Source organism: Burkholderia sp. 4M9327F10, from assembly GCF_005503145.1.
GTDB lineage: Bacteria > Pseudomonadota > Gammaproteobacteria > Burkholderiales > Burkholderiaceae > Paraburkholderia.
Genome location: NZ_SCNV01000073.1, coordinates 22,440 through 36,188 on the forward strand (window position 1 = coordinate 22,440; position 13,749 = coordinate 36,188).

Annotated in this window: 10 protein-coding genes, 2 pseudogenes and 1 riboswitch; of the genes and pseudogenes, 6 read left to right on the forward strand and 6 right to left on the reverse strand. The window is 61.5% G+C overall.

Going from position 1 to position 13,749, the window contains the following annotated elements; translation table 11 throughout:
* The first annotated feature begins 92 nt into the window (after nucleotides 1–92).
* Nucleotides 93–1,298, forward strand: a complete 1,206-nt coding sequence (locus tag FFS45_RS36505) for a YbfB/YjiJ family MFS transporter (protein WP_137959496.1) — start codon at nucleotides 93–95, stop codon at nucleotides 1,296–1,298.
* Nucleotides 1,295–2,551 carry an MFS transporter gene (locus tag FFS45_RS36510; protein ID WP_137959497.1) on the forward strand — a complete coding sequence of 419 codons (1,257 nt, stop codon included), beginning with the start codon at nucleotides 1,295–1,297 and terminating at the stop codon, nucleotides 2,549–2,551. The genes FFS45_RS36505 and FFS45_RS36510 overlap by 4 nt, the downstream gene beginning before the upstream one ends.
* Nucleotides 2,552–2,605: 54 nt before the next feature.
* On the opposite strand, the gene FFS45_RS36515 is transcribed toward FFS45_RS36510, so the two are convergent.
* Nucleotides 2,606–4,066 (reverse strand): MFS transporter, encoded by a 1,461-nt coding sequence (locus tag FFS45_RS36515; RefSeq protein WP_137959498.1) that lies wholly within the window; start codon nucleotides 4,064–4,066, stop codon nucleotides 2,606–2,608.
* A gap of 319 nt (nucleotides 4,067–4,385) precedes the next feature.
* Between FFS45_RS36515 and FFS45_RS36520 the strand changes: the two genes are divergently transcribed.
* On the forward strand, nucleotides 4,386–5,843 hold the full coding sequence (locus FFS45_RS36520; protein ID WP_137959499.1) for an MFS transporter: 1,458 nt from the start codon (nucleotides 4,386–4,388) through the stop codon (nucleotides 5,841–5,843).
* Here the strand turns inward: FFS45_RS36520 and FFS45_RS36525 are convergent.
* The 4 genes and pseudogenes from FFS45_RS36525 to FFS45_RS42630 all read right to left on the reverse strand — a co-directional run.
* On the reverse strand, nucleotides 5,785–6,135 hold the full coding sequence (locus FFS45_RS36525; protein WP_171029857.1) for a carbohydrate-binding module family 14 protein: 351 nt from the start codon (nucleotides 6,133–6,135) through the stop codon (nucleotides 5,785–5,787). The genes FFS45_RS36520 and FFS45_RS36525 overlap by 59 nt on opposite strands.
* A gap of 53 nt (nucleotides 6,136–6,188) precedes the next feature.
* On the reverse strand, nucleotides 6,189–6,611 hold the full coding sequence (locus FFS45_RS36530; protein ID WP_137959501.1) for a DUF4430 domain-containing protein: 423 nt from the start codon (nucleotides 6,609–6,611) through the stop codon (nucleotides 6,189–6,191).
* 99 nt (nucleotides 6,612–6,710) lie between these two features.
* Complete coding sequence (locus FFS45_RS36535; protein ID WP_137959502.1) at nucleotides 6,711–8,648, reverse strand: TonB-dependent receptor; 1,938 nt, start codon at nucleotides 8,646–8,648, stop codon at nucleotides 6,711–6,713.
* Between the two features lie 253 nt (nucleotides 8,649–8,901).
* Nucleotides 8,902–9,051: riboswitch (adenosylcobalamin (AdoCbl) riboswitch) on the reverse strand.
* A gap of 102 nt (nucleotides 9,052–9,153) precedes the next feature.
* Nucleotides 9,154–9,342, reverse strand: a pseudogene (locus FFS45_RS42630) (hypothetical protein); the annotation flags it as partial.
* A gap of 1 nt (nucleotide 9,343) precedes the next feature.
* Between FFS45_RS42630 and FFS45_RS36545 the strand changes: the two are divergent.
* Nucleotides 9,344–9,508 (forward strand): annotated as a pseudogene (locus FFS45_RS36545) (LysR family transcriptional regulator); the annotation flags it as partial.
* 72 nt (nucleotides 9,509–9,580) lie between these two features.
* Here the strand turns inward: FFS45_RS36545 and FFS45_RS36550 are convergent.
* Nucleotides 9,581–10,939 carry a porin gene (locus FFS45_RS36550; RefSeq protein WP_349292343.1) on the reverse strand — a complete coding sequence of 453 codons (1,359 nt, stop codon included), beginning with the start codon at nucleotides 10,937–10,939 and terminating at the stop codon, nucleotides 9,581–9,583.
* A gap of 180 nt (nucleotides 10,940–11,119) precedes the next feature.
* Here FFS45_RS36550 and FFS45_RS36555 point away from each other — a divergent pair, with 180 nt between their 5' ends.
* A complete protein-coding gene (locus FFS45_RS36555; protein WP_137959503.1) occupies nucleotides 11,120–12,769 on the forward strand; it encodes an ankyrin repeat domain-containing protein in 1,650 nt (549 codons plus the stop codon).
* Nucleotides 12,770–13,064: 295 nt separating this feature from the next.
* Entirely contained in the window at nucleotides 13,065–13,700 is a 636-nt protein-coding gene (locus FFS45_RS36560; RefSeq protein ID WP_212745795.1) for a cytochrome b/b6 domain-containing protein, read from the forward strand.
* Nucleotides 13,701–13,749 lie beyond the last annotated feature (49 nt).

Here is a 13,749-nt window from a genome sequence, read left to right on the forward strand (position 1 = left end):
GGCGCGAGGCGATTCTCTCCAGAATCGGTTCAATCTAGACTGGCTCCATTGAAACGGATACCCGGCGAGGTATCTGGTTTAGCGGAGGCAGCATGGACTACGCAGTGTCGGGTAAATCGGAAGCGCCGGCCTTCAATGTGTGGCGCGGCACCGTGGCTGGCGCCAGTGCAAGCCTGGTTGGTATCGGGCTGGCGCGTTTCGCCTATACGCCGCTGCTTCCGGCCATCATCGGCGCCCACTGGTTCGAGGCATCGACAGCGGCCTATCTTGGCGCGGCGAATCTGGGCGGCTATCTGGCCGGAGCGCTTGCCGCACGCCTGCTGGTTAAATGGTCGTCGCCCGCCACCGTGTTGCGCGCCATGATGCTGCTGGCGGCAATCGCCTTCTTTGCCTGCGCATTCCCTGTGTCGTTTTTATGGTTCTTCCTGTGGCGCTTCGCGTCGGGGTTGTCCGGTGGCGCACTGATGGTGCTCGCCGCACCGACGATTCTGGCGCACGTCGCGCCGTCGCGGCGCGGCTTTGCGGGCGGCGCCATCTTCACCGGCATTGGTCTCGGCATCGCAGCGTCGGGGACGATCGTGCCGCTGCTGCTGCGCCAAGGGCTGACCCAGACGTGGCTGGGGCTGGGCGTGGTGTCGCTGTTGCTGAGCGCCGTCGCATGGAATGGCTGGCCGCAACAGGACCCGGCGGCAGCTGCGCCCGCCCACTCGCACACTGCGCACCGCGCAGCTCATCCGGCGCCGGCGTTGCGCGCGTTGTATGTCGAATACGCGCTGAACGCCGCCGGTCTCGTGCCGCACATGATCTTTCTGGTGGACTTCGTCGCCCGCGGACTCGGCAAAGGCGTGGATGCCGGCGCGCAGTACTGGGTGTTGTATGGCCTCGGCGCCATCGTCGGTCCCCTGCTTACCGGGCACCTCGCCGACCGCGCCGGTTTCGGTCCGGCGCTACGGGTCGCCTATGTCATGCAGATCGTCGCCGTTGCGCTTCCGGTCCTCGGGCTTGGCCCCGCCGGGCTGATTGTGTCGAGCGTCGTAGTCGGCGCGTTCACCCCGGGCATCGTGCCGCTCGTGCTAGGCAGGGTGAATGAACTGCTGGTGCACCACCCCTCCGCGCAGAAAGCCGCCTGGAGCAAGGCCACGACCAGTTTCGCCGTGTTGCAAGCGGTTGCCGCCTATGGCCTGTCGTTCCTGTTTTCCGCGAGCGGCGGCAACTACCTGATGCTGTTCGTGATCGGCGCCGCCTCGCTCGCAATTGCCCTGGCTGTCGATCTGTTTGCCGCGCTGAGGTTGAAATGAATCAAGCTGCTCACTCCCTGTTGCGTCCAGTCGGCCAGCGGATCTCGCCGAGTTACGCCGAGCGCAATGAGAATCACTGGAAGCGCAATCTCGCGGTCTGCGTATTCGGCTCGTTCACCACGCTCGTCAGCCTGAGCATGCTGCTGCCGTTCCTGCCGTTGTATGTCCGGCAACTGGGTGTCGAATCGCCGTCGGCCATCATTCAATGGTCAGGCGTCGCATTCGGTGCGACGTTCCTCGGCACAGCCGCCACTGCGCCGCTCTGGGGGCGTCTGGCGGATCGCTACGGCCGCAAGCCGATGCTCGTGCGCGCGGCCATTGGCATGGCCGTGGTGATGTCGTTGATCGGCGTCGTCCATACGGTTCATCAGCTGGTGGCGCTTCGCCTGATCGCCGGTCTGGTGGGCGGCTACTCGTCCGCCTCCACCGTGATGGTCGGCTCACAGGCGCCGCGCGAGCGGGCCGGCTGGGCGCTGGGAATCCTGTCGACCGGCGCCCTCGCCGGCAACCTGGTCGGACCGCTGATTGGCGGCCTGCTGCCCGGGTGGATCGGGATTCGTGGCACCTTCTTTGCCGGCGGCGCGATGATCGCGGTGGCGGCGTTGCTGACAATCTTCGTCGTCAAGGAGGACTTCAATCCCGCCGACCACGCGAAGAACCGCGCCGCCAGCCAGAGCGCAACCCCGGTTCGCCGCTCGAATTACGCGGCGGTGGCGGCGCTCCTCGTGACGGCAATGATGGTTCTGCTCGCAAATATGTCGATCGAACCGATCATCACCGTGTATATAGGCGGTCTGGGCGTGCGGGCCGATCACCTGACTCGCGTCGCCGGCGTGGTGATGGCGTGTTCCGCGCTCGGCAGCATGTTGACGGCGGCCCGGCTCGGCGCTCTGGCTGACCGCATCGGCAGCTGGAACGTCATCATCGGCTGCCTGGTGCTTACCGGCCTCGTGATGATCCCGCAGGCCTTCGTCGTAGAGTGGTGGCAGCTCGCTGGATTACGCGTGCTGATGGGGATGACGCTCGCCGGACTGCTGCCCTCCATCGCCAAGCTGGCCAGGCAATCGGTCGACGAGAGCAAAACGGGGCAAATGCTCGGCTATCTGCAGTCCGCGCAATTCTGCGGTCAAGTAGTCGGCCCAGTGATTGGCGGTGCGATCGGTGTGTCTCTTGGGCTGCATTCCGTGTTCTTCGTCACCGGCACGATGCTGGTTGCGTGCGCGGGGCTCGCCCAGTGGGCGCGCAAGCACTGATTGAGAGGATTGAGCACTGCGCCTCTCTCACGAGTCACGCTTCGCGCGCCTTGGTTAGCTGGAGATTTTTTCGAGTTCGAGTCCGTTGGTGCGCGGCCCCATCAATCCAATTGCGAGCATGACGATCAGCATCGCGCCGGCGATGAACACGAACACCCCCGTCGTGCCGAACCCCTTGAGTACCGAGGCGATCAGGAAGGCCGTAAAAATCGCCGAGAAGCGGCTCCATGAGTAGACAAAGCCGACTGCCCGCGCACGGATGCTGGTCGGAAACAGCTCGGACTGGTAGGCGTGGAAGCTGTACGACATGATATTGCTGGCCAGCGTCAGGCAGACGCCCAGGCTCACGAGCAGCACGGCCTGCGCAACCTGGCTGAACAACAGCCCGCAGACGATATTCGCCGCCGCCATCACGACAATCACCGTCTTGCGCTCGAAGCGGTCGCCGATAAAGAGGCCGATGACCGGCCCGAGCGGCGCAGCGAGGGCAATGATGCTCGAATACATCAGGCTCGTGGTGATCGTGATGCCTTGCTTGATGAGCAGCGTCGGCACCCAGTTGGCAAAGCCGTAGAAACCGACCGTCTGGAACACGTTGAAGATCGTCATCATCAGCGTGCGGTTGCGGTACGGCGGCACCCACATGTCGCGGAAGCTGCCGCGCGGCGCAACCGGCACGGGCGCGGCGGGAGGAGGCAGCTCGCGGCCATACTCGCTGCGCACCTTCGCTTCGAGCTCGCTCATCACCCGGTCCGCCTCGGCCAGGCGCCCCTGCTGTGCCAGCCAGCGCGGGCTCTCCGGCAGCGCCCGGCGGATCCACCAGACGAACAGCGCACCGTGTGCACCGATCAGCACGACCCAGCGCCAGCCGTCGAGACCGAGCAAGGTGCGCGGCACCAGCAGATAGGAAAGAAACGCCACCACCGGCACCGCCGTGAAGCCGACCGCCTGCTCGCAGGCAAACGCCCGGCCACGGATCTCCTTCGGCACCAGCTCAGAAATATACGTGCCGATCGTCACCAGTTCGACACCGATCCCGACGCCTGCCAGGAAGCGCCAGAAGTTCAGGCCTGTGGCGCTCTCCTGGAACGCCATCACGACGTTGGCTGCCGTGTACCACAGCAGCGACCAGGTAAACACCGCACGGCGCCCGAAGCGGTCGGCGAGGAAGCCGCAGGCGATGGTGCCGATGAACAACCCCGAGAACAGCGCGGCGATAAAGCTCGCAACACCGGTCGTGCCGAACAGGCCCTGCGTCGTCGCCGTCAAGAGGCCGCTTTTGACGAGACCGGGCGCGACGTAGCCGGTATAGAGCAAATCGTAGAGTTCGAAGAAGAAGCCGAGGCTCAGCAGCACGACGAGCTTCCAGATGGAACGCGTAGCCGGCAAGCGGTCGAGGCGCGCGGAGATCGTGCCGGCGTCTGGCGCCGCCGCAGCGCCGGGGCCTGGCGTGTGAGCGGTGCCGCCCACGGTAGTAGCAGGGATAGCGGACCCGGCTGGTTCTGGACTTGCCATGCATGTCTCCTTCTGCGTGCTGATTTTATGTGTCGTTGCCCCAATTGCCTGATCTAGGCAGGTCCAGGCGGGACCAACGCGACCATCGAACCCGGCCAGCATTCTAGCCGCGTGCGCGCTTCAATAGGTCTTTGATTGAACGCGGCCCCGCTAATATATTCTTCGACCTAATACCGAGCGAATAATATATTGGACGTTTATCCTGGCGCATCGCATTCTTGCATGGCCACAAAACTCCGGCACACCTTGTCTCCTTCGGATCACTGCGGCAGCAGGAGCGCAACGTGCCGCCATCCCCCTCCCCATGTGAAGAAGAACGATGAGCGAGACCCCGACCGCGTTCGCGACTGCCGGCGCGAAAAACACAATGCGCATGTGGCAACTCGTGCTGCTGATGGCGGCCACGTCGCTCGGCTACTTCGTGGTGCAGCTCGACGTTTCGATCGTCAACCTCAGCTTGCCCGCGATACAGCATTACTTTCAGATAGACGTGGCGATGCTGCAGTGGATCGTCAATAGCTACACGCTGTCGTTCTCCGTTGTGCTGCTCTCCGCGGGCGTGCTCGGCGACCGCTACGGCAGCAAGAATTTTCTGCTTCTCGGCTATGCGGTCTTTTGCGCCGCATCGCTCGCCTGCGGCATGGCGCCCACCGTGCCGACCATGTTGCTGGCGCGTTTCGTTCAGGGCATTGGAGCGGCGATCATCGTGCCGAATTCGCTGGCCGTCATCAACTGGGCGCTCCCGGACAACAAGAGTCTCAGGCTCACGCTAGTGTCCATCTGGATGGCATTTGGCGGCGCTGCGCTGACCAGCGGTCCGATTTTCGGCGGCATCATCAACTCCATTGCCAACTGGCGCTACATCTTTTTTATCAACCTGCCGATCTGCGCGCTCGGCGTCTTTCTCACGGCGCGCCATGTAAAGGCCACACCGCGGCGCGACGCACGAAGCCAGGACTGGATCGGCCAGTTGCTGCTTCTCTGCTTTGCGACCGCGCTGCTGGTTCTCATCATCAATTTCGCGGAGCTTTCGCGCGATGCAAGACTGGCGCTTGCGGCCGCAGCCGTGGTCAGCCTCGCCATTTTCATCCGGGTCGAGAAGCGCTCGCAAGATCCCGCGATTCCACTGGATATTTTCAGAAATGTCGGACTGCAGAAGGTATTCCTGATCGCTGTGATGGTGAATTTCGTCTACTTCGGCGTGGTGTTCTTTTCGAGTCTATATTTCAGACACTATCTGAAGATGACCGTGTTGCAGGCAGGCCTTGCCTTTATACCGGTCACACTGCCGTTGATCGTCTCCAACCTGTTGAGCGCCAGGATCAGCCGGACGTACGGCCCGGAGCGCAGCATCGCAATCGGCTTCTGGCTCATGATTCCCGGCTTGCTGTACCTCGCTCTCCCGGCTCTGCGCACCAGTTACGGCTTGATGCTGCCGGCCTTCGCGGTGACGACCTTCGGCATAGGCTTCATTTCTTCGACGATCACGGCGATGGCGATGAACTCAATCGGCCCGGAACGCGGCGGCATGATCTCAGCCGTGGTGAATTTCTTCCGGCAGATAGCGGGTGCGTTCGGTGTGGCTGTGTTTGGCATTTTCATGACTTCAGCGGATCGCGAGACGGCTTATCGGCACTTTGGCGTTGCACTCGTTTCAGTCGCGCTGGTTCTGCTGCTGTCGATCGCGGTGTTCGCACGACTGGAACGAAGCAGATCCGCTACATTTCCGCTTGCTGCACCACGTCGGGCCAGTCACAGGCGCTGGTTTTGGCATTGAACAGCAGGCCGGTCGGGCAGATGCGTTCGATCGGTTGCGGGGGCGTTCCGGCGCAAACATAGAACGCGGATGCGTCGGACGGATTCGAGATGAATTGCCCCGAGCTCGCGCACTGCGGGGCGGGCTGCACCAGCGCAGTCTGCGTCACGGGCGCAGCGAGCGCGACGTCCACATTCAGCGTGACCAGCCCCGCGAGGCTTGCCGTCCCTTCAAGGTGCGCACCGGTTACGTTGATCAGGCTGGAAGTCGCGCCATGACCCGCCGTGGTCTGCTCGTTACTAGCGACTGGCACTCTCCAGAATTTCACGCGATGTGCGTGAAATTTATCCGCTCAGTCTGAACGCCTCAGCCCGCGTGCCGCTTCTGCACCAGCGCAGCCCTTCTGGAAAGGCTAGCGGGCGCCGACGGTATGGCCGTGTACTGCCACGTCACCGTCGAACCCGGATTCGGATAAGTCGTATTCGCCCCGCTGAGCGAAGCAACATCATTGACCAGCAGCTCCCAATAGAATTGGGAGTTATTCGGCAGCCCCGCGATACTTTCGATTTCGTATCCCAGGTACCCAGGAAACTGCGTCGATTCGCTATAGCCGTAGTATTCGAGCGTGAACAGGAACGGATCGGAAGTCGCAGGAGTCTGCCCGAGCACAAACGCCTGTTCTAATAGTTGCAGGGCCGTGATTTCCGGGGTGAACGGAACGGAATACTCGAACAGTTGCTTGTTGGTGTTGTCGACTGCGCGCAGCGTAATCGGATTAAATCCAGCCATGGTTCACTCCGTTAGTTTGGCGAAATTGAGGTGGCACTGGGACAGGCATGCGTGCCTATGGTGCCACAGTGCCGGCCCCGAATCAGTCCGGGTCAGAGCCTAGAACGTATAAGCCAGCTTGCCGAATGCCGTACGGCCCAGCGTGTTGTACCCATACGCCGTCTCATACTGCCGGTTAAACAGGTTCGACAGATTCGCAGACAGCGTGAGATGCGAGTTGACCTTATATGCGGCACGCAGGCCGACGGTCGTATACGACGGCAGATAGATTGTGTTGGCCTGGTCGTCGAAGGTCGATCCGCCGTAAAGCAGCGAGACGCCCGTGCTCAGCGCATGCAGGTGAAACTCGTCCCACGTGTGATCGACGCTCAGGCTGGCGGTCTGGCGCGGGCGGCGATTCAGCCACGTCTGGTCGGTAACATCCTGCGGATTAAGAATGCTGACCGAGGCGCTCACATCCGTGGTTTTGGCGATTGTCCCCTTGTACGAGAGTTCCAGACCCTGGATGTGCGCCCGCCCGATGTTCACCGGCAGAAAGGTGACCGAGTTGTAGCTGATGAGGTCGTGATAGCGCGTGTCATACACAGCGGCTGTGAAGGTGCCGAACGAGGTTGCGGCATCCAGTGCGGCTTCGACCGTATCGCTGCGCTCGGGCAGCATGTTCGGGTTCGCATACCCTGGGTAGTACAGATCGTCGAAGGTCGGCAGACGGAATGCATTGCCATACGAGAGGCGCGCCGTATAGACCGGCGTAATCGCATAAGCGACAGCGACATTGCCGGTATTGACCGACTGTCCTTCGACAATCTCGTGACGGCCCGCGAGGAACACCGTCAAATCACCCAGCGTGGCCGATTGATGCAGCGAGACGGCCGAATCGTTGCGTGTCGGCACCCCCGTCGGAATATCGAACGGCAGAAACGCTTGCTCGCGGGAGAAGTCGTAGGCGAGCTTCGTCTCGCCGGACAGCGGCAGATTGAAGAGCGTCAGGCCTTTTTCCTGATGGGTCAACGAGGTCGACGTGCTAAAGCGCGTCGAGTCGATCTCATCAGGCGGGATAGAAGGATTATGCGAGTAGACATACTGGCGGTCCGTCGAGTAGCCGACCGACTGATCGAACTGCGTGGTCGGCGTGATGTCCAGATGGAACGCCACGCCTGTCGTCAACTGGTGATCGAGCTGCCAGTCATCGCCGCCTGCGTCGTCGTAGGAGAGATTGGAGCGGTGATACAGCGCGAAGGTGGAGATCGACCAGTTGTCATGGGCGTAGCCGAGCCGGCCATCCACGTCCTGTGAATGATACGGATTGCGGCCGTCTTCATGCCCATAGGCCCACGGCTGGGTCGCATCGATCCCCGCCGTGTTGTAGTCATGCAGGCCAAGCGAATACGTCACACCGGACAGGGCAGCGAGCGGACCGGTGGAGGGAATGCTGCCGGAGGTGCGCACCTGCGTGTCGAAGGTCTTGTTCGAGCCGCCGCCGAAGGAAACCGTGGTCTGATTCGGCTGGTTCGAGGCATGGTTCGTGAAGAGCTGCACGACGCCGCCCACCGCGTCCGCACCGAACGACGCCGCTGCCGGGCCCGAAATGACTTCGACGCGGTCGAACGCGGAGGTCGGAAGATCGGCCCACTCCGCTTCGCCCGTGGTCGCAGAGCCAACCCGGATACCGTCGATAAAGACCGCAACCTGATTTCCCGATGAACCGCGGATACTGACCGAGGCGCTTGTTCCCGGGCCGCCGTTTTGCGAAATCGTGACCCCGGGCAGCGTGGCGAGCGCCTGGGTGATGCTCGGGTCGATCGGCGACAGACGCTCCAGATCCGCGCGGGTCAACACCTGGGTCGAGGCATAGCGCCCATCGAATGACTGCGGCAAGTGCTGCGTGTCCCCGGTGACGAGGATATTCGGCAGCGTGGTGACCGCCGGCGTCTGATCCGGCTGTTGCAACTGTTGCGGCGACGAATCGTCTGCATGCGCGATCTGCCAGCCCGACATGGTCAGGGCAGACGTAATGATCAAATGATGGAACTTCATAAGGGGGACGTCCCTGTTATTAGTAGATTGTTGGAGGGCATGATGCGCATGCGAACGCCGTCAAGCCTGCCCCATGCCGGGGTCGTTATAGTGCCGATCGCGGGCGGTGAAACCAGGTCGTGAAAGTCAATGAGCCGCGACGACGCCGACGAAGGCGCAGCGCACTGGATATCCGTAGCCCGACGCGATCCCACAGGCGCGAACGAATCGGTCTGGGGCGAAGCCCAGATTCTGTACAGGTTCGGTCATACGAATATCTCCTGGGGATGACGCGCCCCAATGTCGGAAGAGAGGGATACGACGCCGAGGTCTGACTTCCGGTCCTTGTTGAAACCGGTCACAGTGGCGCGACCGCGCTGGATTTGCACCAGCTTCCACGAGTCGTACGCGCGCATTTTACTTCCGAATCCGCACACGCCCAAAACCCCGCCGGCGATGAACTCGCGGGCGGGGCAAAAAAACCACACAAGACGATCAGGCAGCGCTTGCGCCTTTGCGCTGCGTTACGCTGCGCTTCGAGCTTCTGCCGCAGAGTCCGCGCCGCCGCGATCATGTTGGCGAGTGCGGCTTCCGTCCCCGGCCAGCCACCCGTCTTAAGACCGCAATCGGGATTGACCCAGAGCCGTTCGGCGGGGATCACCTCGCAGGCGCGCTCAAGCAGGCGCTGCATTGTTTCGATGCCCGGCACACGCGGCTATGTGCTGGCGAAACGCGTGGGCGCGGACGGCCTTTGGAGCGAGCTGTATGCGATCGCGCCCAAAGGTACGGCCGGCCGTACCTTTGGCGATTTTGTGTCGATCGTGCGCGATATCTGCGCTGCGCAACTCGACAGTATCGAGTTGCTGTCCAGCGTTGATTGACCGATGCCTGAGCGGTGGTTGCTCAGCCTCGCTTTTCTGTCCTTTGAACGATTGCGACTTGCGCCGATCACATTAGAACAATGTGCGAATGCCGACTCGCGCCACGGTTTGGTTGTTGGCTGAAGACTCGCCACCGCTGCTGCCAATCGCCGGAGGAATCGCCTGGCCTGACTCTTTCACGTAGACCGTCTGCACATAACAGTCAGTGCGCTTCGACAACCGATAGTCCGCCATCAGTCCGAGTTGATTCTGATGCGCGGAGCGGTCCGGCGAGAATGAATTCAACACGTTCGTATACGTGTACATCGCCGCAATAAACCACTGCGCTGTCAAATTGACTTTCGCGTTAAATTCAACGTTGTCGAATTTCAGTGTAGTCGCCGGGGTCGTGGGACGGTCAACGATTTCCGTGTGGCTATACACGAGGCCGAGCGTGGAGGCGCCAATCGTGTAGTTTGCGCCCGCAGTGGCGACGCGTTGTTTTGCGGACAGGTACGGTGATTCGGTAACGGCACCACCGGTATTGGCGCTTGCGTTGTCGATATCCATGAACGCTGCAGCGACGGCCAGTGGACCATTCACGTACTTCGCGCCAGCACTCCACGCGCGGTTATCCGCGAAGGCTCCGGCCTGATTGCTGAACCCGTACAGGCCACCGAACTGCAATCCCGAATAATTCGCGCTCGTATATTTCACCGAGTTATCAATCCGGAACGATTCTCCCGTATTGTCGTTGTCGAAAAGGTGTTCGAAAAGCGAACCGCCCCAACTTCCGGTCGCAGTCAGCGGAGCGACGTAATCAACCACGGAATCATATTGCCGGCCAAACGTCACTGCCCCAGCATTGTCCGATGCGAGACCGACGTAGGCTTGGCGACCAAACATCTGCCCGTTGGGAAGTGCCGAACCATTGTTCAAACTAAAGCCGTTTTCGAGCAGGAATAGCGCGCTCAGACCGCCGCCCAGATCCTCCTGTCCCTTTAAACCCCAGCGATTGCCTTGCTGCTGCACCCCGCTCACCAAAGCATACACGGAGTGTCCACCAACGTTGCTTGTATATTGAAAGCCTTCGTCAATCGATCCGTAAAGAGTCACACTACTTTGCGCGTGGGCGATGCTAGAGAAGATGCCTAACGTCGGTAAAAGCAAATATTTTTTAATTTTCACTGGAATCCCGTTTTTTGTAGGAATGCGGCTGCCGGTTTGACCTTCGGGCCGGATTCTACATTGACAATCTTTCAGAAATATTTTTCGCGCAGAGATTATGCGCAACAGCTGTTGCAAGCATTCCCTCGCAAATATCCCATACAACAACCATGCTCGAATCGGGTTATTGACAGCCTGGCTGTTTCGCTGAGCAAGTGGGTTAAAACGCGGACCATTCAAGTAGAAGATAAAAATGGTTGCCTCTGCCTGGCAACGTTCGCTCACATCCAGCATCCAGGTTGACGCAGCCGCACACCATCGCCTAGCATTCAGCCTAGCGGTGCAGGCCGCTTCCGGGTCCGCGGAAAGGGTTGAACCCACCTGTCGTAGCGCGTCAGATAGCTCACCATCCTTTGTGCTGGCGGTATTGCGGACCTTCGGCCATCCAATGCACGAGGATCCGTCATGAACAAGCTGCCTCCCAAGGCCAATCTTGAGCATTTGAAAAAGCAGGCCAAGGAACTGTTGCGTCTCTACCGCAACGGTGACGCAACCGCCATCGCACGCTTCATCCAGAATCTCCCCGCCGCCGCGCACCGCACGGATAGTGAAGTGATTGCGCTGCAACTTCGCCTGCACGACGCGCAGTCCTGCATCGCCCGCGAGTACGGCTATCCGTCCTGGGCTGATCTCGCCCTGCATGTCGAGGCAAACGAGTTCGCGCATCACGAACTCACGGCCCGGATACGCCGCTGGCTTGGCCTCGCCTATGGTGGCGATGTCACCGGCGCCTATGACAACGCCCGGCCGCGCGTCGCGGCTCAGCTCCTGGATGAATATCCCGACCTCCTCGCAAACGATGCCTATATCGCCTGCGCTGCGGGAAATCTCGAGGTGGTGGCCCGGACAATCGCGGCCGATCCGGATTGGCTCCACCGCGCGGGCGGAGCACTGGACCTTCCGCCGCTGGTCGCAGTGACACACTCACGCCTGGGACTGCTTACGGAGTTCGTTCCGCGGCTGCGCGAGTGCGCACAGTATCTTCTTCAAGCCGGGGCCAGTCCCAACCAGCGTATCTATAACCGGTTCCCACCGGCCTCACTGGCAAACCCCGACGAGAAAGGCCCACTATCGGCCCTTTACGGGGCGGCTGGGGTGCTCTGCGATCCGGCTCTCACGGAGATGCTTCTGCAGGCCGGCGCCGACCCCAACGACGGTGAATCGCTCTATCACTCGCTCGGAAACCCGGACTGCACGCGCCTGCTGCTCCAGCACGGCGCACGCGTTGCCGGCACCAATGCATTACGGCGAGCGCTTGACATGCGCGACGCGACCGCGCTCGAACTGGTGCTGGCTCATGGCGGCGATGCCAACGAGCCCGCCGGAGAAGGACCCACCAAAGCATGGGAGCCCCCGCTGCTGCGGGCAATAGCTTTGCGCACATCGCCCCGCCATATCGCTGCACTGCTGGCAGCCGGTGCTGATCCCAAGGCGTGCACGCCCGCCGGCATCAGTGCTTACAGGCTGGCGACACAGGTCGGTCTAACCGAGGTCGTGGAGCTCTTGCGCGCCTACGGTGCGCAAGAGCCTCTTACCGCCGACGATGAGTTCATCGCGGCTTGTGCCCGCGCTGACGCAAGCGAGGCGCGCCGCATTCAGGCACAGCATCCCGAGCTGCCGGGCTCGCTGCCGCAGGACCGGCTCCGGCTGCTGCCCGACTCTGTAGCATGGGGATCCAAAGCTGCAGTCAAGCTCATGGTCGAACTTGGCTGGCCTATCGCCGCGTGTGGAGGCGACTGGGACGCGACAGCGCTCAACCATGCTGTCATCCGCGGCGACGCGGAGTTGACCGCTTTTCTGCTCTCTCGCGGCGCTAGCTGGCGCGAGCGGCATGGCTACGGAGACAATGTGCTCGGCACGCTGTCGTGGGCCTCTGTCAACGAACCGACATGGCTGGAGAATCCCGACTGGGCCGGTTGTGCCCGCGCGCTCGTGGCTCACGGGCTTCCCAAAGCGGAGCGGGATCCGGCATACCCGGAACACGTACTGATCGAAGGTCAGTCAGAGCGGTTTTCCGAGGAAGTAATCGAGGTCTTGCTGAAGCAGGCCTCCTAGCTCATCTTGATGCCCCTCATGCATGAGGGGCCACCGCCCGGTTTTATCGCGCGAGGCACGATGCCCCTGCCCGCCATCGCCCTTCCCTATGCCCCCGCGAAAGCAGACTGCAAGCTCTTTGAGAGTCATCGTAAATGCACATGATTGTCATTTGCATTTCTATTGACGATCGTATGCATGATAGGTACGATGCGCTGCTTCGTGGAGAGTCGAAAGCCGACGCTGAGCGCGCCGATTACTCGCCGAGCAACGTGCACTAACGTTTCTGAACGGCTTGACGACTTTGGACTCGAGGATGTCTGTGAACCCGATGCCGCGTGCGGCAAACCATAGCCGTGACAATTCGGACGGCGCTGGCGCCACCACCAGGCGGCCCAATCGCCTTGGCGAGCGCGGCACATCCCGGTTGAAATCAGCGCGGCAAACGGATCGTTACGACGGCCTCACGCGCTTTTTCCACTGGGTGTTCGCAGCCGTCATCATCTATGCGAGCGTCGTGGGCTATGCGCTTGCGCACACCGCCGGCGGAGCCATCCATGACTTCCTGTCACGGCTGAACATGTCGGTCTCTACCGTGCTGATCCTGCTGTTTCCGCTGCGGCTCGGCTGGAAGTTTGCTCGCACGGAACCCCGCGCACTCCCCGTTGCATCCTCCTGGCAACGTTCGCTCGCATCCGGCGTCCACAATCTGATCTACCTCACGATCTTTGTGGTGCTGGCGAGCGGCTTCCTGATGGTCCCGAACAGCTATTGGTTTTTCGGCCTGGTCGAGATTCACACGCCGTTCGGTAAAGGCGCGCTCACCGACCACATCTTCGCCGCGCATCGGGCCAGTTGCGCCCTGCTCGCGGGATTGATCGTGCTGCACGTTCTCGCCGTCGTCAAACACCAGTTGATCGCGCGTCTGAACGTGTTGGGGAGAATGCTTTAACTCGCGCCGCGAGCGCCAGGAAACACCACCGAAGCGCTCAACCCCGCCC